The 21,572-nt window shown below is 71.4% G+C and carries 19 protein-coding genes; 12 read left to right on the top strand and 7 right to left on the bottom strand.

The annotated features are described in order from the left end of the window. Positions 1-94 precede the first annotated feature (94 nt). Together KSK32_RS31000 and KSK32_RS30995 are read right to left on the bottom strand one after the other, a co-directional pair. Positions 95-1,246, bottom strand: a complete 1,152-nt coding sequence (locus KSK32_RS31000; protein ID WP_216935247.1) for a hypothetical protein — start codon at positions 1,244-1,246, stop codon at positions 95-97. Positions 1,247-1,555: 309 nt separating this feature from the next. Next, positions 1,556-2,854 carry a hypothetical protein gene (locus KSK32_RS30995; protein ID WP_216935245.1) on the bottom strand — a complete coding sequence of 433 codons (1,299 nt, stop codon included), beginning with the start codon at positions 2,852-2,854 and terminating at the stop codon, positions 1,556-1,558. A gap of 477 nt (positions 2,855-3,331) precedes the next feature. On the opposite strand from KSK32_RS30995, the gene KSK32_RS30990 reads away from it, so the two are divergent. The 12 genes from KSK32_RS30990 to KSK32_RS30935 all read left to right on the top strand — a co-directional run bounded on the left by KSK32_RS30990 (position 3,332) and on the right by KSK32_RS30935 (position 16,086). Then, positions 3,332-5,122, top strand: coding sequence for a glycoside hydrolase family 6 protein (locus KSK32_RS30990; protein WP_216935243.1), 1,791 nt, complete (start codon positions 3,332-3,334; stop codon positions 5,120-5,122). A 687-nt stretch (positions 5,123-5,809) separates the two neighbouring features. After that, positions 5,810-6,634 (top strand): hypothetical protein, encoded by an 825-nt coding sequence (locus KSK32_RS30985; protein WP_216935237.1) that lies wholly within the window; start codon positions 5,810-5,812, stop codon positions 6,632-6,634. A gap of 235 nt (positions 6,635-6,869) precedes the next feature. After that, positions 6,870-8,192, top strand: coding sequence for an ABC transporter substrate-binding protein (locus KSK32_RS30980; RefSeq protein WP_216935235.1), 1,323 nt, complete (start codon positions 6,870-6,872; stop codon positions 8,190-8,192). 5 nt (positions 8,193-8,197) lie between these two features. Next, a complete protein-coding gene (locus KSK32_RS30975) occupies positions 8,198-9,154 on the top strand; it encodes a carbohydrate ABC transporter permease (protein ID WP_216935233.1) in 957 nt (318 codons plus the stop codon). 2 nt (positions 9,155-9,156) lie between these two features. After that, entirely contained in the window at positions 9,157-10,065 is a 909-nt protein-coding gene (locus KSK32_RS30970) for a carbohydrate ABC transporter permease (RefSeq protein ID WP_216935231.1), read from the top strand. Positions 10,066-10,067: 2 nt separating this feature from the next. Beyond that, complete coding sequence (locus KSK32_RS30965) at positions 10,068-10,472, top strand: VOC family protein (protein ID WP_216935229.1); 405 nt, start codon at positions 10,068-10,070, stop codon at positions 10,470-10,472. Continuing rightward, on the top strand, positions 10,469-11,911 hold the full coding sequence (locus KSK32_RS30960) for a four-carbon acid sugar kinase family protein (protein WP_216935228.1): 1,443 nt from the start codon (positions 10,469-10,471) through the stop codon (positions 11,909-11,911). Before KSK32_RS30965 ends, KSK32_RS30960 begins: the two co-directional genes overlap by 4 nt. Continuing rightward, positions 11,904-12,743, top strand: a complete 840-nt coding sequence (locus tag KSK32_RS30955; RefSeq protein ID WP_216935226.1) for an amidohydrolase family protein — start codon at positions 11,904-11,906, stop codon at positions 12,741-12,743. Before KSK32_RS30960 ends, KSK32_RS30955 begins: the two co-directional genes overlap by 8 nt. Continuing rightward, a complete protein-coding gene (locus tag KSK32_RS30950) occupies positions 12,740-13,834 on the top strand; it encodes an isocitrate/isopropylmalate dehydrogenase family protein (protein WP_216935224.1) in 1,095 nt (364 codons plus the stop codon). The genes KSK32_RS30955 and KSK32_RS30950 overlap by 4 nt, the downstream gene beginning before the upstream one ends. A gap of 21 nt (positions 13,835-13,855) precedes the next feature. Further along, positions 13,856-14,926: a Gfo/Idh/MocA family protein gene (locus KSK32_RS30945; RefSeq protein WP_216935222.1), complete on the top strand. Its 1,071-nt coding sequence runs from the start codon at positions 13,856-13,858 to the stop codon at positions 14,924-14,926. Then, positions 14,923-15,588 carry a GntR family transcriptional regulator gene (locus tag KSK32_RS30940; protein ID WP_216935220.1) on the top strand — a complete coding sequence of 222 codons (666 nt, stop codon included), beginning with the start codon at positions 14,923-14,925 and terminating at the stop codon, positions 15,586-15,588. Before KSK32_RS30945 ends, KSK32_RS30940 begins: the two co-directional genes overlap by 4 nt. Positions 15,589-15,681: 93 nt before the next feature. Next, entirely contained in the window at positions 15,682-16,086 is a 405-nt protein-coding gene (locus tag KSK32_RS30935; RefSeq protein ID WP_289256440.1) for a DivIVA domain-containing protein, read from the top strand. Positions 16,087-16,131: 45 nt separating this feature from the next. On the opposite strand, the gene KSK32_RS30930 is transcribed toward KSK32_RS30935, so the two are convergent. The 5 genes from KSK32_RS30930 to KSK32_RS30910 form a co-directional block, all read right to left on the bottom strand. Next, on the bottom strand, positions 16,132-16,698 hold the full coding sequence (locus tag KSK32_RS30930) for a DUF6434 domain-containing protein (RefSeq protein ID WP_216935218.1): 567 nt from the start codon (positions 16,696-16,698) through the stop codon (positions 16,132-16,134). A 39-nt stretch (positions 16,699-16,737) separates the two neighbouring features. Continuing rightward, the gene (locus tag KSK32_RS30925) at positions 16,738-17,484 is read right to left on the bottom strand and encodes an alpha/beta fold hydrolase (protein WP_216935216.1); all 747 of its coding nucleotides are present in this window, start codon (positions 17,482-17,484) and stop codon (positions 16,738-16,740) included. 94 nt (positions 17,485-17,578) lie between these two features. Then, positions 17,579-18,535: a helix-turn-helix domain-containing protein gene (locus KSK32_RS30920; protein ID WP_216935214.1), complete on the bottom strand. Its 957-nt coding sequence runs from the start codon at positions 18,533-18,535 to the stop codon at positions 17,579-17,581. 149 nt (positions 18,536-18,684) lie between these two features. After that, entirely contained in the window at positions 18,685-20,121 is a 1,437-nt protein-coding gene (locus tag KSK32_RS30915) for an NAD(P)/FAD-dependent oxidoreductase (RefSeq protein WP_216935212.1), read from the bottom strand. A gap of 152 nt (positions 20,122-20,273) precedes the next feature. Further along, positions 20,274-21,386, bottom strand: a complete 1,113-nt coding sequence (locus KSK32_RS30910) for a hypothetical protein (protein ID WP_216935210.1) — start codon at positions 21,384-21,386, stop codon at positions 20,274-20,276. Positions 21,387-21,572: the final 186 nt, after the last annotated feature.

Below are 21,572 nucleotides of genomic sequence, written 5' to 3'. Positions count from 1 at the left end.
CCGGCCGACGGTCTGCCGTCGGCCGGGCGCTTGGCTGGATGCAGTTTGTCGACGGGCCGGGCCGGTGCGTCCGGCCGGCCCGGCCCGCTCGGGTCTACTTCGCGGCGGGGCGGAGGTCGTCGAAGATCGCGGGTGCCTGGGCGCAGACCCGGTCGTACGCCTTGTCGAAGTTGGCGTCGCCCTTGCCGTTGGTGTCGTAGCCGGCGATCCCGCCGTCCAGGAACACCAGGAAGGTGATCGAGTCGGAGAAGTCGGGCGTGATGCCGGCGTACTTGGCGTTCAGGTGGACGCCCAGGCCCTTCTTCGGGATGGTCACGTCGGCGTCGCACGCGCCGCGGGCGGTGTTGATGAACTTCTGCCCGGCGGCGCCCAGCTCGATCAGCTTGATCCTGTTCTTGGCGGCCAGCTCGTGTACGTACTCGCAGGCGGAACGGTCGGGCCCGCAGTTCGGGTCGATCGGGAAGCCCGGGCTGGTGACCGTCCAGTGGCTGATGACGGAGAGCTTCGCGAGGTCCTGCGGGGCGTTGTGCTCCAGCCAGCAGGCCGCGCCGGCGGACTCGGTCATCGGCCCCCAGTTGAGCACGGTCACGCCGCCGGCACGCACGGCCTCGATCAGTGCCTTGACGGTGGCCGGCGGGTTCTTCACCCACGGGTTGGAGGCGGTGCAGGTGGTGAAGCCGCCCTGGAGACCGCAGATCGAGGACAGTTCCAGGTTCTTCAGGTACGCCCCGTAGGCGTTACGCGCGTGCGTCATCGCCCCGGCGCAGTCGGTGATCCGCTGCTCACCGCCGACCACGACCTTGGTCAGGGAGAACTTCGAGGCGTACACGCTCAGGGCGGCCAGGGCCGAGATGTCGTCGGCGTCGGTCTCGCCGCCCGGCTCGCTCATGTCGGAGGTCACCCACAGCTTCGGCTTGCCCGGGGCTGTGGGAGCCGGCGTGGTGGGTGGAGCCGGGGTCGTGTGGCCGTCCTGGTCGACGGTGAACGTGACGCTGCGCTTGGCCGTGGTGGATCCTCTGCTGGCGACAGCGGTCAGGGTGTACCTCCCCTCGGACACCGTCCGGCTCTCCCACCCGAAGGGCGACCCGTTGCTGTCACCACCGAAGAAGTACGGTGCGACGCGTTCGGTCCGGGTGAGGTCCGTCGCGCCGTCGAGGTGGAACACCACGCTGTCGGGCCGGCCGGTGACCTTCGCCTCGATCGACACCTTTCCGCTGACCACTCCGCCCGCGGGGAGTCCGGTCATCCCCGTCACCCGGAGGGTTTCGTCGGCGGAGGCCTGCGGCCCCAGGATCCAGATGCCTGCCACCATCGCGGTCGCCGCTGCGGCGAAACCTGCCGCGGTCGTCCATCGCCTGCTGCTCTTCGCCATGCCTGTCACTCCTGCCATTGCCTGTGCCGATGCCTGCCGCGGTCACGGAAGGCGGTTGCCAACGAGAGATCCCGTCCGGCCGCATGCGGCGTACGCGTCGGCGAGCGGGACGGTGCGGTGAAGGTGGTGGTACTCGGGGTGTGGAGCCGGGCGACGTCCCGGCTCCACACCCCGGTGGTGGCGTTACCTGCAACCGGTGACGGCGACCTTGTTGCCGGAGGTGTTGGCGCCCTGGAACGTGTTGGCGGAGGTGCTGCGGACCACCGAGCAGGTGCCGCCCTCGACCCGGATGGTCTTGTTCTTCACGCCGTCCTTGAACGCGTAGAGCGGCGCCTCGACCATGCCCGGGTTGACCATGCGGATGAAACCCGCTCCGACGATCTTGATCGTCCGGGTGTCGGCCTTCGTGCCGCCGGCCCAGGAGAAGACGCCCTGGTTGTAGCCGTTGGACGAGTTGGAGACGACGGTCAGCCCGTCCAGGATCGCGGTGCCCTGCCCGTAGTCGCCCCAGGCCATCTGGATCGGCGCGCCGTTGCGGTTGTGCACGATCGTGGTGTCCCGGATGGTGAGGTCGCCGGTGTAGAGCTTGGCGGAGTCGTCCCAGGTGTCGATGAAGGTGTTCTCGATCAGCGAGTCGTCGCCGCCGCTGAAACCGTCGGAGTTGTTGCTGCCCAGGTCCCGGTTGTCGAGGTATCGCATGCCCGACATGACGACCTGCGCGCTCTTCGCCCACATGTGGTAGAAGCGCGGGTTGACCGAGGTGTAGTTGCGCAGGGTCAGCTTGATCTTCGCTTCGGTCGTCACGCCGGCCCGGGCGTAGTCCTTGACGTGCGGGCCGTCGCCGGTCAACTGGGAGGTCTGCTTGTCCCGGCCGGTGATCGTCAACGCCTTCGTGCGGTTGGCCGGGATGAAGAAGTTGCCCCTCAGGGTCACTCCCGCGCCGATCACGATCTCCGTCCAGGAGTCCGGCACGGAGAGCTTGCCGATCGACTTGTTCGCGGTGAACGTCGCCACCCCGTTGCTGACCGACGGGTTCGCCGCATTCGCGGTGCCGCCGTTCGTCGGCGTCGGTGCCGGTTCGCCGGCCCGCCGGTCGACCGTGAACCGTACCGTCTGCCGGGTGGTGCCGCCGGGGCCGATCGCCCGCACCGTCAGCGTGTACGCGCCTTCCGGCGCGGTGGCCGCGTGCCAGCCCGGCACGGTAGCGCCGTTGTTGCCCATGAAGTAGTACGGCGCCTCCCGTTCGGTCCAGGTCGCCGTGCCGGCACCGGAGAGCGAGAACTCCACCCGGTCGATCGTGCCGCTGGTGCGCGCCTCGATCCGGGCCGTGCCGCTCACCGTGGCGCCGTCGGTGACACCGGCGAGCTGCGTGATGCGGGGGGCGTCGTCGGCGGAGGCGGTGGGGGCGACTGCCCATGCCCCACCACCCGCAGCCAGTACCAGGCCGGTGATCGCCAGCCCGCGCCAGGATCGTCGTGACATCGTGTCTCCTCAGGATTCGTTCGGCTCTCGCTGATCGGCGACGTACCGATCGACTGGGGACACTCCGCGCCGGCGGGTCAGGTTTCGTCGTCGGAACGCCGGATGTGGTGCCGTGGTCGCCGCATTGCGTTGACGTTTCAGAGCCGTGATCACCGCCGCCCCAGGTCAGCGCCGTGGGGCCGGGGGATCTGGTCGACGGACCTGGCCCGCGAGCACCTGTTCTGCCGATGCTTGTGACGTAGGAGCCGCTCCCAACGGCGCATCGGCGGGAGGTCGAGGGCACCGGTTCTCCGGACGACCATCCCGCCGATCTGCCTTGTCGCGTCGCTGGCGACGACAGCGCACCACCACCGCCCGTCCGGGTCGGGCACCTCAGAAGAACACCGACGACCTCGGTGGGCCGTCCGCACGACTGCCCACCGGGTCGATCAGCCGGGTCGCTCGTGACCCGGTCCCGTCCCGAAGGAGATCTGTGCAATGAACGTGTGGAGAAGACTCTCCGGCTCACGCCGGGCGGTCGCGCTCTCCGGAGCAGGCGTCCTGGTTGCGGGAGGGCTGGTGGCACTGCCCGTCACCGCCGCCCAGGCCGCCACCCAGTGCGAGGTGTCCTACTCGACCAACGACTGGCCGGGTGGGTTCACCGCCTCGGTCACCGTCAAGAACGTCGGCGACGCCCTCAACGGCTGGACGCTGGGATTCGCCTTCCCGGAAAGCGGTCAGCGCGTGGGGCAGGGTTGGGCCGCCCGGTGGACCCAGTCCGGCCAGGAGGTCAGCGCCCAGAACGAGGCATGGAACGGCTCCGTCGCCAGCGGTGCGACGCTGAGCCTCGGCTTCAACGGCTCGTGGAGTGGCAGCAACCCCAAGCCGACCCGGTTCACGCTCAACGGCACCGTGTGCAACGGCGGCACGCCGTCCACCAGCACCCCGCCGACGAGCACCCCGCCCACGTCGACGCCGCCTACGTCGACGCCGCCCACCACGCCGCCGCCGACCACCCCGCCGCCGGGGCAGAAGGTGGACAACCCGTACGCCGGGGCCAAGGGGTACGTGAACCCGGAGTGGAAGGCCAAGGCCGAGTCGGTGGCCGGCGGTAACCGGGTGTCGAACAACCCGACCGCGGTCTGGCTGGACCGGATCGCCGCCATCAACGGCACGCCGGACAGCAGCTCCAACGGCGCGATGGGCGTGCGTGACCACCTGGACGAGGCGCTCGCCCAGGGCGCGGACTACATCCAGTTCGTCATCTACAACCTGCCCGGCCGCGACTGCGCGGCGCTCGCTTCCAACGGTGAGCTGGGTCCGAACGAGCTGCCCAAGTACAAGTCCGACTACATCGACCCGATCGCCGCGATCCAGGCCGACCCGAAGTACAAGGACCTGCGCATCGTCAACATCATCGAGATCGACTCGCTCCCGAACCTGCACACCAACACCGGTGGCAGCCCGGGCGCGACCGCGATGTGTGACACGGTGAAGGCCAACGGCGCGTACGTGAACGGTGTCGGCTACGCCCTGGCGAAGCTGGGCTCGATCGGCAACGTCTACAACTACATCGACGCCGCCCACCACGGCTGGATCGGCTGGGACAGCAACTTCAGCCCGGTCGCGACCCTGCTGCACCAGGCGGCGATCGCCTCGGGCAGCACGGTGGACAACGTCACCGGCTTCATCGTCAACACGGCGAACTACTCCGCCCTCAAGGAGCCGTACTTCAAGGTCACCGACACGGTGAACGGGCAGATGGTGCGGCAGTCCAAGTGGGTCGACTGGAACTTCTACGTCGACGAGCTCTCGTTCGCCCAGGCGTTCCGGCAGGAGCTGATCTCCAAGGGCTTCCGGAACAACATCGGCATGCTGATCGACACCTCCCGCAACGGTTGGGGCGGCTCCGCCCGGCCCACCGGCCCGGGCCCGATGACCAGCGTGGACGCTTACGTCGACGGCAGCCGCATCGACCGTCGGATCCACGCCGGCAACTGGTGCAACCAGTCCGGTGCGGGTCTCGGCGAGCGGCCGCGGGCCAACCCGGAGCCGGGGATCGACGCCTACGTCTGGGTGAAGCCCCCGGGCGAGTCGGACGGCTCCAGCAAGGAGATCCCGAACAACGAGGGCAAGGGCTTCGACCGGATGTGCGACCCGACGTACACCGGTAACGCCCGCAACGGGTACAGCATGTCCGGCGCCCTGCCGGACGCGCCGATCTCCGGCGCCTGGTTCCCGGCCCAGTTCGCGCAGCTCATGCAGAACGCCTACCCGCCGCTGTCCTGATTCCGGTGCTCGCCGGTCACTCGCACCCGGCACGGCACCTTCGACGGTAGTCCCGCGTCCCTGACCCCGGCCGCCCGGCCGGGGTCAGGGCGCAACAGGTATCGCACCCCCGGTGGTCGTTCGACACACCGGACTCGTCGATGGGTGACGCCGGGATCCGCGTCGTGGGCCGGGCGTGACGCATGCTTCGCCCGACGCAGCCACCCGATCTCGCCGGCACACGGGGGTACCGGCCCCCGGCTCGCCCAACCGGGGGCCGGTACGTGTCACCACCGCTCTGCGGAGCGGGTCACAGGGGCGGCGGTGCGTCCAGATCCCGGTTGGGGGAGCCGGGGTCGCGGGCCGTGCCGGTCGTGAGCACCCGAGCCCGAGGCTGCCACGTACATCCAGGTATCTCAATCCGTGTGCGTCGGTCACCGATGACGGTGCCGGAGCTGTCAATCCGGGGAACGCCGGCTGAGCAGCATATCCGCAGGCGGGCGCGAATCTCGCCGCCGTTCGCCGGGCCGGGCGAGGGCTGAAACGATTCAGCGGCGGCGTCCAGGCCCGTCGGACGGAGGTCGTCGGCGGCGCGGCACCCCAGTGGCGGAGTGTTACCTGAGCATTGCCACAAAGTTTCCATTGACGCGCTCCGTGTTCACTGTATACAACGTATCCGTCAAGTTCGCATCGATGAGCGGAGGCCGGATGAACAAGGCGTTCAGCACGAGGTGGCACCTCGCCACGGCGGCGGTGGCGGCGGTCACGTTGCTCGGCCCCGGAGCGGTGGCCGCCCACGCCGCACCACCAGCACTCAACTATCCGTGTGAGCGGATCGCGGTGAGTTCCGACGGCAACTACCACGACCGCGACGACATCGGCGCGTCGGCGATGGCGCTCGCGCTTCTGGCCGAGAAGGGCCAGCAGTCCCGGCTGGTGCACTGGGACTACAACTCGCACCTGGGCAGCTCGACCGCGAGCTGGGAGCGGGACATGGTCACCGCCACCGAGGGCACCGCCGGCCAGTTCGGCTACGACGTGGGCGTCGTCTTCCGCAACAGCCAGGCCGATCTCGGCCGCGCGGTCACCCACCTGAAGAACAAGATCAACGCCTCGACGGCCGGCAGCCGGCTCTGCCTGATCGGAGCCGGGCCGATGGGTGTCGTCTACCGCGCGCTGGACGCCTCGAACCCCGCGGTGCACCAGTACGTCAGTCTGATCTCCCACTCGGACTGGAACAACAACCACGACGACGACGACAACATCTGGAACCTCGCCGACATCCGTCGCGATTTCCCCCAGGTGCGCTACACCCGCATCCCGGACCAGAACGCCGGCCTGGGCACGAACGGTGGCGAGGCCAGGTGGTCCTGGATGGCCGACTCGGGCGACCCGGGCCTGCGCTACGTGCACAACGTCGTCAACAACGTGATGAACAAGAACGGCGACGTCTCCGACGCCGGAATGATGTACTACCTGATCACCGGCGACGACGCGGGCAACGCGACCAAGCTGCGCAACTTCCTGCAGTGACGGCGGGCGGGGCGGCGCCCCGGGTGGCGACGTCCGCGGTCACGCCGCCCCGCTCACCGGCCGGGCAGTGCCGCCGGCTGCTCCGTGACCACCGGGGTGGCTGACAGCGGCGCCGTCGTCCGTCACCGCCCGGCAGCGGGCCCGGACGACGCCTCTCCCCGAGACATCGGGACGAGCAGACGCGACCGACTCCACATCCCCCACCACACCTTCTCGCCCCCTCCCTGGAGTAGCCATGGCACATCTGAGCCGCACCGGCATGTCCCGCCGTCACGCGCTGAGCCTCGGTCTCGGCGCCGGCCTCACCGTCGCCCTCGCCGCGTGTGGCGAGGACGGCACCTCGACCGCCGGCGGGACGTCGCTCGGCGGGGCCAGCCTCACCGGGCTGATGCGCGCCAGCTTCATCCCGGCCATCCATGAACTGCAGCAGAAGCAGGCAGCCGCCTGGGCGGACTCCCACGACGGGGCCGTCGAGCTGACCTTCGCCAAGGAGTGGCGGGAACAGATCGCCGCCGTCGTCGAGTCCCGCGCCGGTGAGGACCTCGGTGAACTGTTCGCCAACCAGGCGCACATCTACGCGGACCGTCTGGTTGACCTCACCGATCTGTGTGAATCCGTCGGCGAACGCAACGGCGGCTGGTACGACGTCGCCCGGGACGCCTGCGTCGTCGACGGCCGGTGGCGGGCCGTGCCGCGCGCCTACACCGCGCACGTGATGAACTGGCGCACCGACCTGTTCGCGCAGGTCGGCATCACCGAGTTCCCGAAGACATGGACCGGCCTGGTCGAGGCGGCGACCCGGCTGCGGGACGCGAAGCTTCCCCGGGTCGCGCTCACCATGAGTCAGGCCGGGCCGAACGACTCGGCCAGCGTCGCCTACTCCCTGCTGTGGTCCTACGGCGCGGCCGAGGTGGAGAAGGACGGCAAGACCGTCGCTATCAACAGCGCCGAGACGCGTGCCGCCATCAAGGTGATGCAGGACCTGGCCGCCGCGAGTGCCCCGGAGATCTCCTCCTACGACGAGGGTGGCAACAACACCAGCTTCCTCGCCGGCAAGATCGCCGTGACCCAGAACGCCACAAGCATCTGGTACACCGCACAGAAGCAGGCTCCGGACGTCGCGAAGAACATGAGCCACGCGCGCTACCCGGAAGGGCCGGCCGGTCACCAGCAGCTCGTCGAGATGAACTCGCTGGCGGTCTTCGCCCACAGCAAGCGGATCGAACCGGCCAAGGACCTGCTCGGCCACCTGATGGACAAGGCGCAGCTCGGCGCGCTGGCCGAGATCGCGCTCACCTACTACACGCCGCTGCTGAAGAGCTACGACGATCTGCCCTCCATGCCGTGGAACTCCGAGGCCAAGCTGAAGGGGCTCAAGGGGCTGGCCGCCGGCGGGCACATGCCGGGCTGGCCCGGGCTCGCCTCCCGGCAGTCGGCCCAGGCGTACAACAACCAGACGATCGTCAACATGTTCGCCCGGGTGATCAGCGGCAAGGCCGGCGCGGAGGAATCCATCCGGGTCGCCGAGGGCGAGCTCAAGAAGGTGTACGGGGGCTGACGTCGATGACCGTACGCACAGTCGACCGGGTCGCGGGGTCGCGACGGCCGGTCGGGTCCGGCCCTCCGGCCGCCCGTGAGCGGTGGTCCTTCCTGGACCGCGAGACCCCGCTGGGCTATCTGCTCGTCCTGCCGATGGCGGTGGTGGTCCTCGGGCTGGTGGGCTATCCGCTGGTGCTCACCGTGTGGTTCAGCCTGACCGACAAGTCACTCGGCAGCGACACGGTCTCCTTCGTCGGGCTGACCAACTACCTGGACCTGCTCGACGACCCGGTCTTCGCCCGGACCATGTGGAACACGTTCAACTACACGGTCACCGCCGTGTTCGCGAAGCTGGTGCTCGGCCTGGTGATGGCGCTGGCGCTCAACGAGGTACGCCGGTTCCGCCGGTTCTTCCGCGCCGCGTTCCTGCTGCCGTGGGTGGTGCCCTCGTCGTTGAGCGTGCTGGCCTGGATGTGGATGTTCCAGGCGGATTTCAGCGTGCTGACCTATCTCGGCCGGCAGGCCGGGCTGGTGGACGGCAACATCCCGTGGCTGGGCGAGGCGGGCTGGGCGATGGCCGCCGTACAGACGGTCAACATCTGGCGTGGTGCCCCGTTCTTCGGGATCATCATCCTCGCCGGGCTGGCCACCGTACCCAAGGAGCTCGTAGAGGCGGCCGTCGTCGACGGGGCGAGCGCGTGGCAGCGGTTGCGGTACGTCATCCTCCCGCACCTGACCCCGATCCTCGTGGTGGTCACCCTCTTCTCGTTCGTGCAGACGCTCGGCGACTTCCAGATCGTCTGGATCCTCACCAACGGCGGCCCGGTCAACAGCACCCATTTGATCAGCACGCTGGCGTTCCGCACCGGCATCCGGGGCGCGGACATCGCTTCCGGTTCGGCGATCTCGTTCTTCGTGTTCCCCGCGCTCGCCGCGATCATCGCGCTGCAGCTGACCGTGATGCGACGAAAGGCGAAATGACCATGGCCACCGTGTCCGGCCGGGCCGCCCGGCCACCCCTGCCCGCGCCTCCGCCGCGCGCCGTACGGCTGTTGCGCCGCCTGAAAGTGGGCCGCCGACTGCTGATCACCGGCACGCTGGCGTTGTTCACCGTCTTCACCCTGTTCCCGTTCGTCTGGATGGCGCTGACCTCGCTGCGTACCGGATCGGACCTCTACCGGGTCGCCGACCGGCCGTTCTCGGTCAGTGGGCTCACCCTGGACCACTTCCGGGAACTGCTCACCGAGACGAAGTTCCTCACCTGGACGCTGAACAGCCTGATCGTGGCGCTGTCGGCCTCGGCGATCGCGTTGGTCATCGGGGTGCCGGCGGCGTACAGCCTGGGTCGGTTGCGGTACCGCGGCGGCGCCGTGGTCGGCGTGATCGTCTTCTCCACCTACCTCCTCCCGCCGGCGTTGCTGTTCATCCCGATGAACGTCGTGGTCAACCGGCTGCACCTGGGCAACACGCTCGGCGCGTTGATCCTGGTGTATCTCACGTTCCTGGTGCCCTTCATCGCCTGGATGCTCTCCAGCTACTTCCAGAGCCTGCCGGTCGAACTGGCGGAGGCCGCCAGGATCGACGGCGCCAGCCGGCTGCGGGCGATGATGGTGATCGACCTGCCGTTGGTGCTGCCGGGCGTGGTCTCGGTGTTCTTCTTCGCCTTCACCCTCTGCTGGCAGGAATACCTGTACGCGCTGACCTTCGTGCGCTCGGCCGACAAGCAGCCCGTCGCGGTGGGTCTGGTCAACGCGTTGCAGGTGGGCGACGTGTTCGCCTGGGGCCAGCTGATGGGTGGGGCGCTGCTCGGCGCACTGCCCGTGGTGATCATTTTCTCCTTCCTCATGGACTACTACCTGTCCGGCCTGACCGCGGGAGCCGTGAAGGGATGAGCATGCGCGAGTGGGTCCGAGGGCTCGACCACGTCGGCCTGGTGGTGCCCGACACGGAGCAGGCGCTGGCGTTGTGGCGGGACCGGCTGGGCTTCGCCGTCGTGCACGCCGAGGCGGTGAACGACGGCACGGTTCTGCTCACCCACCTCGACCTAGGCAACGTCCACCTGCAACTGGTGCAGCCGCTGGTCCGCCCGCACCCGCTGCACGAGTGGCTGGACCGGCACGGCGCCGGCCTGCACCATCTCTGCTTCGGAGTGGACTCGGTCGACGTGGCCTGGCACGCCGACGGGGTCGGCGTCCCGCCCGCCCAGCCGGCCCCGCACCAGGGGATCCGCGGCCGGCGGTCGGTCTTCCTCGATCCGTACCGCTCCGGCGGCGTCCAGGTGGAGCTGACCGGCTCATGAGTCACTCGTCGACCGCGCCGGGCCTGGCGGGGCTGCCCGCAGCGTGGGCGGGGCCGCTGGTGCCGCCACTGGAACAGCGGATCGCCGCCGAACGGCGTACGGTCGTCGTCCTCGACGACGACCCGACCGGCACGCAGACGGTGCACGGAGTGCCTGTGCTGACCCGATGGGACGCCGCCGCCATCGCCGGGGAACTCGCGTCCGAGCCGCCGGCGCTGTTCCTGCTGACCAACTCCCGGTCGCTCGACCCGGTCCGGGCCGCGGAGATCAACGCCCGGACCGGCCGGCAGATCCGTGCCGCGGCCGAATCCGCGCGGCGACGGGTCGTGGTCGTCAGCCGGGGTGACTCGACCCTGCGGGGGCACTTCCCGGACGAGACCCTGGCGCTCGCCGACGGCCTCGGCGGGGTTTTCGACGGCGTCCTGCTGGTGCCCGCATTCCTGGAGGGCGGGCGGGTGACAGTCGACGGCCGGCATTGGGTGGCCGGCGCCGACGGCTGGACGCCGGTGGGCCGTACGCCGTACGCCCGGGACGCCACGTTCGGGTTCGGCTCGTCCGACCTGCCCGACTGGGTGGCCGAGCGCAGCGGCGGCCGGATCCCGCGGGAGAGCGTGCAGCTGCTGACGCTGCGCGAGTTGCGCACGGGCGGGCCGGCGGCCGTCTTCCGGCGGCTGTCCCGGCTGCGGGGCGGTGCCGTATGCGCCTGTGACGCGGCCGAGCAGGCCGACCTCGACGTGCTGGTCGCCGGGCTCCTGGCAGCCGAGGCGGCCGGGGCGCGACTGCTCTACCGCACGGCGGCCTCCTTCGTCCGGGTCCGGGCGGGACTGCCGCCGCGGAGCCTGCTCACCATCGGCGAACTGGGCCGGAGCCGGCAGACCGGCGGGGGAGGGCTGGTGGTGGTGGGCTCCCACGTGCCCACCACCACCGCCCAACTCGGCCGGCTGCTCGCTGACCCCGCGGTGGTGGGCGTCCAGGTCGACGCGGCGCTGCTCGCCGGCTCCGACCGGCAGGCGGCAACCGAGGTCGAGCGGGTGGCCGCGCTGGCCGACGAGGCGATGGCGGAGGGGCGGACCGCGGTGGTGCACACCAGCCGCCGGGTGTTGACCGCGGCGACGGCGGCGCGGGCCCTCGCCCGGAGCGTGCGGATCTCGACCGGGCTGGTACGGATCGTCGCCCGGACGACGGCGCGGCCCGCCTTCGTGGTGGCCAAGGGCGGCATCACGTCCAGCGACGTCGCCGCGGAAGGGCTGGGCATCAGCCGGGCCGAGGTGCTCGGGCAGGTGGTGCCGGGTGTGCCGGTGTGGCGGGCCGGCCTGAACAGCCGGTTTCCCGGCCTCACCTACGTGGTGTTTCCCGGCAACGTCGGCGGCCCCGACGATCTGCTGGCAGTGGTGGCGAGGCTCGGTGGAGCCGATGGACAGGAGTCGACGCATGCGTGAGCCGTTGAATGGATACGACGTACACGCCGCCGGGCCGGCGAGCCGTCGGTCGCCGTTGGTCGACGTGCACGGCCACTTCGGTCGCTCCGCCGCCACCGGATACACGGCGGGCGCGACCGAGCTGCTCGCGGCGATGGACCACCACGGCATCGACACCACGCTCGTCATGCCACAGCCGTCGGCCGACCAGGACACCGCCGACGAGGTGCACGCCGAGATCGGGGAGGCGGTCGCACGCCATCCCGGGCGGCTGTACGGCATCGTCAACCTCGACCCGCGGCTGCCCGACGCGGAGTACCGGCGACGGGCCGGAACCCTGCTCGACCAGCCCGGTTTCGTGGCGGTGAAGATCCACACTGCCGGGTTCGGGGTGGCACCCGACGACCCGGTCTGCGACAAGGCGTTCCGGATCGCCGCCGACCACGACGTACCGGTGATGGTGCACACCGGCCTGGGCGGGCCGCACACCCTGCCGCACCGCCTGGTGGAGCCCGCCCGCCGGTACGCCGGGCGGCCGGTGGTGCTCTGCCACGCCGGATTCGGCGCGTTCTGCGCCGAGGCGATCGAGGTGGCGCTGCTCCTGTCGAGTGTCCACCTCGAACCGTCCTGGTGCCCGGCCTTCAGCGTCCGGCAGATGGTGCGTCGGCTCGGTGCCCACCGCGTCATGTTCGGCAGCGACCACATCGACAACATCCCGGTGGAACTGGCGAAGTTCGACGCCGTCGGCCTGACCCCCGGTGAACGCCGCCTCGTCTACGCCGGCACCGCGGCCACCGTCTTCGCCCTCGAACCGTCCGCCCCCGCCACCCCCCGACCGGAGGTTTCCGCATGACCGCGTACCGCATCGCCGTACTGCCCGGAGACGGCATCGGTCCCGAGATCACCGCCGTCGCCACCGAGGTGCTGCACCGCCTCACCGCCGCGCACGGCGGGATCTCACTCGATCTCGACCCGCACGACGCGGGCGCCACCCGCTGGCTGCGCGAGGGCACGGTGATGACCGACGAGACGTACGACGCCTGCGTGCGGGCCGACGCCATCCTGATGGGCGCGATCGGTCTGCCCGAGGCGCGCCATCCGGACGGGCGGGAGGTCAACGGCGACGTCATCTTCCGGCTCCGCTTCGACCTCGACCTGTATGCCGGCATCAGGCCGGTCCGGTCCTGGCCGGGACTGACCAGCCCGCTGTCGGCAGCGCCGTCAGTCGACTACGTGGTGGTGCGGGAGAACGTGGAGGGCCTCTACGCCTCCCGGACCGGCGGCTGCAACGTACGGGAAGAAGTCGCCACGGACACCATCGTGATCACCGCGACCGGCACCCGGAAGGTGACCGAACAGGCGTTCCGGCTGGCCGGTAAACGTGCTGGCCGCCCCCGGGACGGCCGCCGGACGGTCACCTGCGTGGACAAGGCGAACGTGCTCGCCTCGTACGCGTTCTTCCGGCGCGTCTTCGACCAGGTGGCCGAGGACCATCCCGAAATCGGCACCGAGCACGTGTACGTCGACGCGATGACCGCGTACCAGGTGCAGCAGCCCGACATGTTCGACGTGGTGGTCGCGGAGAACATGTTCGGCGACATCATCTCCGACCTGGCGGCGGCCACCGTCGGTGGGCTCGGTCTGGCCGCCTCCGGCGACGTCGGTGACCGGCACGGGCTGTTCCAGCCCGCGCACGGCTCCGCGCCCACCATCGCCGGCAAGGGCGTCGCCAATCCGATCGCCACCGTGCTGTCGGCGGCCATGATGCTCGACTGGCTGGCGGACCGGCACGCCGATCCGGCCGCGGCCGAGGTGGCCAGGCTGATCGAGGACGCGGTCGGCGACGTGCTCGCCGACGGCCGGGTCCGCACGCCGGACCTGGGTGGGACCGCGGGCACCGCCGAGGTCGGTGCGGCGATCGTCGCGGCGGCGGGGCGGCGGTAGGTGGGAGAGGGAGGAACGGGGATGGGACGACCCTTGCGGGGCCTGATGGTCGGTGCCGGCTACTTCGCGCCGATCCAGCTCGCCGCCTGGCGGGCGGTGCGAGGCGCGGAGATCCACGGCCTGGTCGGGCACCGTGATCCGGATCGGGTTGCGGCGGTGGCTGGCGAGGCCGGCGTCGGCTGGTCGGGGGTCGACCTCGAAGCGGCGATGGCGGAGGTCCGGCCCGACTTCCTGGACATCTGCACGCCGCCGGCCACCCACGGCGAGCTGATCCGGTTCGCGGTCGACCGCGGGCTGCCGGTGCTCTGCCAGAAGCCGCTCGCGCCGACCGTGGCGGACGCCGCGGAGCTGGCGGACCTGGCGCACCGGCACGGCGTGCCGCTCGTGGTCAACGAGAACTGGCGCTGGCAGCCGTGGTACCGGGAGGCGAAGCGGCTGATCGACGACGGCGTACTCGGCCGCCCGTTCCACACCACCATGCGGATGCGGCCGGGCGACGGCTGGGGGGAGCGGCCCTACCCGGATCAGCCCTACTTCGCCGCCATGCCACGCCTGGTGCTGTTCGAGACGGGCGTGCACTACGTCGACACGACCCGCTACCTCTTCGGTGAGATCGACGAGGTCCGGTGCACGACCGCGACCGTCAACCCGGCCGTCACCGGTGAGGATCTGGTCATCGCGGTGCTGCACACCACCGGCGGCGGCATCGTGGTGTACGACGCCGACCGCTCGGCGGTGGCTCGGACCGTCCGCAGCCTGGCGTACGGCACGATGTCGGTGGAGGGAACGGACGCCACCCTGGAGGTGGCCGACGACGGCACCATGACCGTGCTGCGCCGCGACGGGCGGACGGCTCGGCACGACTACCGGATCCCGGACGGCTGGAAGGGCGGCTGCGCGACCGCCGCCCAGCAGAACTTCGTCGATGCCCTGCGAGGTCGCGCCGAGGCGGAGACGCCCGCCGCGGACTATGTCCGTACGATGCGGGTGGTGGAGGCCTGTTACCAGTCGGCCGCGTCGGGGCAGGCCGTCCGGATCCGGTCCGAGCGGGTGGCAGGCGTGCCGGAACCCGCGGGTGAGAGGCTGCCGTGAGCACTGAGACGACCTACCTTCCGCTGGAGGAGAGCACCTACCAGCGGGTGCGCGCGATGCTGCTCAGCGGCGAGATCCCGACCGGCCAGCCGGTCAACCAGAGCGAGGTCGCCGTCGCGCTCGGGGTCAGCCGCACACCGGTCCGCCGCGCCCTCGCCCGGCTGGAGGGCGAGGGCCTGGTCACCGCCGGCCCACGCGGCTGGCACGCGGTGGGCTTCGACGCCGACCGGATGACCGCCGTCTTCGAGATCCGCGCGGTGCTGGAAGGTCTCGCCTGCCGCCTCGCCGCAGGCCGGGCCGGCCGGGCCGAGCTGGCCCGGCTGCGGGTGCTGTTCCAGGACGCCTACGAGCAGCTCACCACCACCGGTTCGGCCGAGGCGTACTACCAGGCGGATGTGGTGTTCCACCGGGCGCTGCTGGAGCTGGCCGGGGAGCCGCTGCTCAGCCGTACCGCCGAGGTGCACCACATACTCACGACGAGCCTCGCACCCGGGCTCTACCGCGACCCGCACGAGACGCATCCGGAGCACCTGGCGATCATCGAGGCGCTGGCGGCGGGTGACGCCGACCGGGCCGAGGAACTGGCCCGCGGGCACATCCGCGCGGCCGTGCCGAACATCCGCACCGGCGCCGTGTACGTGCCGGGCGCCGAAGCCACCTGATGGTCGTCCGGCGCCACGACCGTCCGCGCCCGCGTCCGGCACGAGTAGTGAACCGGTCACCGGGCACCCGCCGTACTCATCACCGTATGGGTCGTGGCGGGGGCGGAGGCTGACATGGGCACGTACCGCAGTGGAAGCCCGTTCGCCGGACGGCTGACCCCCGAGGACATCACCCAGGTACGGCTGCCGCCGGCGCCCTGGTACCGGCGCGACGAGGTCGACGCGCTGCTGCACCGGCTCGCGTACGAGCTGGGTGAACGGGCGCGGGAACTGGAGATCGCGTGGGCGGAGAGCCAGCGGATCAAGCGGGCGCTGCGGCTCTGGCAGTCGGAACGGGCCGGCTCCGGGGCACACGCGAGGCGGACGACCACCGGCCGCCGGGTGCGGCGGACCACCCTGCCGAAGCGGCTGCCCTCCGAGTCCGCAGCCGGTTCCGCGGGCGCCCCGGGACGGCACGTGGCGACGCACCGGACGGACACCGAGGACTCCGCGGGGTAGCGGACGGTCCCCACCGGCCGGCGGGGCCGGCTCACCCCACCTCACTCACCCGTCCTCGGTCGGTGGCTCGTCGGTCCGCGACGGTCCGCGACGTTGCTCCACCGGCCGCGACCGGTGCTCCTGCCAGGCGGCCAGCGCAGCCGCTCGGTCCGCCTGCGGGTGGGCCCTCCGCCACTGGCGCAGGAATGCGTTGAACTCGAACTGTGCGGCCACCGGCCGTTCGCGGGCGGCTTCGGCCCGGGTGCCGTACCAGTGCGAGACGGCAGCACCCAGGGTCTGTCCGGCCCCGTCCCGGATGAACGCCCGCATGAACTCGTCGAAGACGAACTCCTTGCCGACCTGCTCGCGGAAGAACTCCCGCAGCACCTGACTGCACCGCTGCCCGGCGGGGATGACGGTGTCGGCAGTTACCGGCGGACCCAGTTGCCGCGCCGGCCCCGCCCGCCGAGGAGGCTCCGGCGCCGCCGTGCCGTCCAACGCTGCGGCCAGCCGCTCGACCAGCGCCAGTTTGCCGCCCCCGCGCGGGACGCCCATCGTCCGGGCCAGGTCCGTCAGCTCGGCGAGCGTCCAGTACCAGCGGCGCAACTCCGTACCGGAACGGACGTGGGTCAATGGCGGGCGATCCGTCACCGTGACACTCCAGGCGGGCATTCAGGGGAACAGGGGTGTGACGAAGTCCGACACCGTCTCGGTGAACAACGCCGGTCGCTCGATGATCCAACCGTGCCCGACGCCGGGAACCGTGCGGTGCTCTCCGCGTGCGAAGGCCGCGGCGAGCGGGGGCGCGGAGCGCCTGATGCCGGCCGGTTCGTCGCCACCGCACAGCACCAGGACCGGTCGGACGAACGCGTTGTCCACCGGAGGCCGATATCCGGTCAGCTCCCGGTTGATGCGGGCGAACGCCCGAGGATGGGTCCGCCGTGCCGCCGACAGGTACCAGGGGCGCAGGTCGGGCGGTATCCGTAGCACCCGGGCGTTGGCTCTCAGCATCGGCCCGGTGACGATGAACGGCGTCAGCACCGGACCGAGCAGCCGCGGTGACGACCAGAACGGCAACGGGACGGCGTTGACTCCGCTGGCGACCACACCCGCGATCCGATCCGGCGCCGCGCGGGCCAGTTCCAAGGCCAGATACCCGCCGAGCGACAGCCCCACCACACCGACCCGGGCGTCGGGGACCTTGCTGTCGATCAGGTCGGTCAGGTCGTGCACCACCCGGCTCATCGAAACCCATCGCCGGTTCCGTGCCGTGCCGTGCCCGGGCAGATCGGGGATCAGCAGGCGGAACGAGTGGCCGAGTGTCTCCACGACGGGCTGCCACATCGTGCGGTCGATGAGCAGGCCGTGCAACAGGAGCAGCGGGGGTGCGTCCAGTGGGCCGTGTTCGCTGACTTCCACCCTGTCGTCCGTCCAGGTCGTGATGCCGTGCAGTCTCCGCCGCGACTCGCGTCCGGCCCGGACCACGCTAGGGGGCGCCGGCGCGGCACCGGTATCACAACTGCGCCGCGGCACTGTCGAGACCGTGCCCGTCTGCCGCCGCCTCCGCCCGCCAGCGTCCCGGGCTCGAGCCGAAGTGCGCCCGGAAGGCGGCGCCGAAATGGGAGGCGGAGGCGAACTGGTAGCGGTACGCCAACTCGGCTGCGCTCACCGGCGAGCCGGCCAGCTCCCGGGCGCATGCCTGCAGCCGCCGTAGCCGGATGTAGCCGGCCGGGCCGTGGGCGTGGCCGTTGTCGGCGAAGGCACGGTGCAGTTGGCGCACCGACACGGCGAGTCGGCCGGCCAGCCAGGAGACGGAGAGGTCAGGTTCGGTGAGGTGGTCCTCGACCAGTCGCTCCGCGGCGATGCGCAGAGGGAGGTGAGGACCGCCCCGCGTGTCTCCGAGCGTGCCGTCGAGCAGCAGATCCAGCACGGTGGCGAACACCGAGGCGAGGTTTCGCCGGCGGGCGGGATCCTCGGTGGCGCCGACCGCCGTCATCAGGTGGGGCAGCTGTCTGCCCAGGGCGCGCCCGGCCGGGTCGAGGGGTGCCGAGCTGATCGCTGCGTCCAGTGCCGCGTACCGGGCCTCGACCAGAGCCGGCGGAAGCCCGACGAACAACAGCTTGGCGGCGGCGGGATAGTCGACCTCGAAGGACTCTCCGCCCGGTACGACCACGAGCCGGCCCGGCACCACCGGCTCGACGCCGAAGCGGTGCCGAATCCGACCGTCGGCCTTCGTGCTCAGCAACAGGAACACGCCGCCGGGCGAGCGTTGTCCGGTCTGCCGCGCGTGCAGCGCACCGACGGTGACGGACACCAGACGAGCCGGACCGATGTCGGCGGTGCTCAGCCGGGCTCGGAAGCCGGCCGGGTCACGGGCCTCGACCGCTTGGCTGACCAGGCTCTGCCGGACCGCACGGCGGAAGTCGTGCAGGCCGCGCGGACCCGAGAAGCGGTGCGTGAGCACGGGCACGGTTGCTCCTTGATCTGTCCGCCGCGGCTCGGGCGGCCGCGGCGCGCTCGGTTGCCTCGATGATCCTCGTGCACCGCCGGGCCGGGCCCCGGCTGTCCGGACGGATCCGGGGCCGCCCCGGTTCGCGATTCCCGGCCGGGCGGAGGCGGTCACCCGCTGTGGCGGGCGGACGGCCGGGTGATCCGGCGCAGTCCGCGCCAGGCGCCGACGAGGCGGGCGGGTAACGGGGCACCAATGTCGTCGTTGACGTCGCTGGTCACCCGTGGCCAGCCGTCCGCGTACGTGGGGTGCCCCGGCAGCGCCCGGGCGAGTTCCGACACGCTGACGCCCTGACGCACCGCGGCGGCCAGCTCGCCGATCCACTGCCCGACCCGGGGCGACACCACAGTGGCCCCGAGCAGCTGACCACCCGGCCCGACGACCAGGTGGCAGAAGCCGTCGACCCGCTCGCCGAGCGCGTCCCGGTCGAGATCCTCGTCGACCCACCAGCGGGCCCGCGCCCGGTCGCCGTGGAGCCGTTGTGCCTGCTCCAGCGTGACCCCGACCTGCGCCACCTCGGGATCGGTACGGGTCACCCGGGGCACCGGGATCCGGTCGACCCGCCCGACCGGTCCCAGTAGCGCGTTCTCGGCCGCTTGGACGCCCTGCAGCTCGGCGGCCCGGGCCAGCGGCGCGGATCCGGTGACCGGGCCGGCGGCGAAGACCCGATGGTTCGCGCTACGCAGCCGCTGGTCCACCACGACATGGCCGCGCACGTCGCGCCGCACCCCGGTGGCGGTCAGCCCGAGCCGATCGGTGCGCGGCCGGCGCCCGACGGCGAGCAGGATCCGGTCGGCCGGCACGACCGTCCCGTCGGCCAGGTGCACCGTCCCGACGCCGACGCGATCGACCAACTGGCCGGTACGCAGCGCGACGCCCTCGGCGCGGAGCCGCTCGCCGATGAGGGCGCCCACGGCCGGTTCCTCGTTCGGCAGCAGGCGGCCGGCCACCTCGATCAGGGTTACCCGCACGCCCAGCCGGGCCAGGGCCTGGGCGAGTTCACAGCCCGTCGATCCGCCGCCCAGCACCGTGATCCGCCCCGGCAGCCGGTCGAGCCGCGACAGGTCGTCGGCGGTCAGCGGTTCCGCGTCGGCGAGGCCCGGAATCAGCGGTACGGCGGGGGCGCACCCCGTGGCGATCACCGCTCGACGGAAGCGCACCTCGCGGACCGCGTCGGCGCCGGTGACCCGCAGTGAGTCCGGGCCGGTGAACTCGGCCCGGCCGTCCAGCACGTAGAGTCCGCCGACGATCGTGCCGTCGCGCAGGTGATCCGTCTCGGCGCGGGCCGCCGCCCGGACGGCGGCGAGCACCGCGACGTCGTCCACCCGGGGCTCGCCGCAGCGCAGCCCGAAGCGGCCGGCGGTCGCCACCGTGTGTGCGGCGTGCGCGGCCGCGATGAGGGCGGCGCCCGCCGCGGACGCGGCGTGCCCGCTCGCGCCGTCGGCGACCAGCAGCACCTGTGCGTCGAGTCGACGGGCCGTCCGCGCGGCGGCGAGCCCGGCGACACCGCCGCCGAGAACCACCATGTCCCACGTGCCGGTTCGCATCTCTCGCCCCGCTCCGTGACGTCGCAGCCCGATCCTGTGCCTGTCGTCGCACCGTCGTGAGTTGCGCCCGGCCGGGTGGTCGCCGGGCGGCGCGGACGTATCGCGGCCCGGCGGGTGACAGTCCGCCGGGCCGCGACCTTCCCGGTGTGTGGTCAGTTGAGGGTGCAGACCGCGAGGCTGTCCAGTTCGGGGCGTTGCGCGCCGACCCGGTTGAAGGCGATCTCGATCCGGTCGAGCGCCGCCCCACGCTTACTCTTCAGCGGGTTCAGGATGGCGTTGGCGATGAAGTCGGGCCCGCCTTCCGGCTGCACGGCGATCCGGGCGAGCCGGGAGTTGGCCTCGTCGATCTGCTTGTCGAGGGTGGCCAGTTCGGACTGGACCTGCCCGGCGGCCGCGGCCGGTACCGCCGGCAACTCGACGCGGGGGCAGTTCACCGTACGGGCCTGCGCCGCCCCGCCGGTTCCGGACCCGGCCGCCTCGCCCTGGCCCCCTTCGCCGTTGACGGCGCTCGGCGTGCCGGGGGAGTTGAGCGTGCAGGCGGCCAGGTCGACCAGGTCGTCCGGTCGGTTGCCGTCGACCCGGCCGATGTTCGTGGCGATGCGGTTCAGGACGGCGACCCGCTTGTTGCGCAGTGGGCCGAGGATGGCGTTCTGGATGAAGTTCGGGCCGCCCTCGGGCTTGACGGCCAGCTTCGCCAGGCGCTCGTTCTGCCGGGCGATCTCCTCGTCCAGGTTCGCCAGCTCCTTCTCCACCCCGGCGACCGCCTCGGCCGGCACCTCGGGGAGCTTATCGCGTACGGTCGGGCAGTTGACCGTCTGCGCGTTGGCCGGCGGAGCGGCCACCCCGCCGCCCTCGGCGCCGCCGGCCGCACCTCCGAGCGCGCAGTTCGCCAGGCCCTGCAGCCCGACCGGCGCGGCACCACCGACGCGGGTGATGTTCTGGCTGATCCGGTCCAGCACTGCGCGGCGCTTGCCGGCGATGTCGTTGAGCTGGTTCTGCGCCGCCTTGGGCTCGCGAGCCAGCCGCTCGTTGACGTTCGCGATCTGCTTCTCCAGATTCTGCAGCTCGCGGTTCACGCCGTCCTGCGCCGCTTCCGGCACCGCGCCGAGCTTGTCGGCGACGGACGGGCAGACCACCGACACCGGCGCTGAGCTGCCGTTCTCGTCGGCGGACGCCAGTTGCAGTCCCGCGCCGATGAGCAGCGCGGCGAAGACCCCCACGCCACCGAGCTTCAGGACTGCGTTCTTGCGCGTACCCCTGGCCATGCACCTCTCCTTTGGATCGATCGCGGAGGGTCGCGCGGCGTCAGCCGCGCGACCCTCCGCTGCGCGAAGTGAGGACTCAGGAATCGTGCTCGTGCCCGCTCCGGCTAGGCGGTTCCGGACGATGTCCACGGTCGATGTGGAATACGGAACCGGTACCAGGATCGTTCAATTAACTTGTCACGACAT

The sequence above is a fragment of the Micromonospora sp. WMMB482 genome, assembly GCF_019038635.1.
In the GTDB taxonomy this organism is placed as follows: domain Bacteria; phylum Actinomycetota; class Actinomycetes; order Mycobacteriales; family Micromonosporaceae; genus Micromonospora; species Micromonospora marina.
Note: the sequence above shows the minus strand (reverse complement) of the source record. Positions and strands in the feature narration are given on the sequence as shown.

Bases quoted from the DNA above. Each gene is read 5' to 3' on its own strand.
- KSK32_RS31000 (WP_216935247.1), bottom strand. From the start codon at position 1,246: ATGACCGGACTCCCCGCGGGCGGAGTGGTCAGCGGAAAGGTGTCGATC.
- KSK32_RS30995 (WP_216935245.1), bottom strand. From the start codon at position 2,854: ATGTCACGACGATCCTGGCGCGGGCTGGCGATCACCGGCCTGGTACTG.
- KSK32_RS30990 (WP_216935243.1), top strand. From the start codon at position 3,332: ATGAACGTGTGGAGAAGACTCTCCGGCTCACGCCGGGCGGTCGCGCTC.
- KSK32_RS30985 (WP_216935237.1), top strand. From the start codon at position 5,810: ATGAACAAGGCGTTCAGCACGAGGTGGCACCTCGCCACGGCGGCGGTG.
- KSK32_RS30980 (WP_216935235.1), top strand. From the start codon at position 6,870: ATGGCACATCTGAGCCGCACCGGCATGTCCCGCCGTCACGCGCTGAGC.
- KSK32_RS30975 (WP_216935233.1), top strand. From the start codon at position 8,198: ATGACCGTACGCACAGTCGACCGGGTCGCGGGGTCGCGACGGCCGGTC.
- KSK32_RS30970 (WP_216935231.1), top strand. From the start codon at position 9,157: ATGGCCACCGTGTCCGGCCGGGCCGCCCGGCCACCCCTGCCCGCGCCT.
- KSK32_RS30965 (WP_216935229.1), top strand. From the start codon at position 10,068: ATGCGCGAGTGGGTCCGAGGGCTCGACCACGTCGGCCTGGTGGTGCCC.
- KSK32_RS30960 (WP_216935228.1), top strand. From the start codon at position 10,469: ATGAGTCACTCGTCGACCGCGCCGGGCCTGGCGGGGCTGCCCGCAGCG.
- KSK32_RS30955 (WP_216935226.1), top strand. From the start codon at position 11,904: ATGCGTGAGCCGTTGAATGGATACGACGTACACGCCGCCGGGCCGGCG.
- KSK32_RS30950 (WP_216935224.1), top strand. From the start codon at position 12,740: ATGACCGCGTACCGCATCGCCGTACTGCCCGGAGACGGCATCGGTCCC.
- KSK32_RS30945 (WP_216935222.1), top strand. From the start codon at position 13,856: ATGGGACGACCCTTGCGGGGCCTGATGGTCGGTGCCGGCTACTTCGCG.
- KSK32_RS30915 (WP_216935212.1), bottom strand. From the start codon at position 20,121: ATGCGAACCGGCACGTGGGACATGGTGGTTCTCGGCGGCGGTGTCGCC.
- KSK32_RS30910 (WP_216935210.1), bottom strand. From the start codon at position 21,386: ATGGCCAGGGGTACGCGCAAGAACGCAGTCCTGAAGCTCGGTGGCGTG.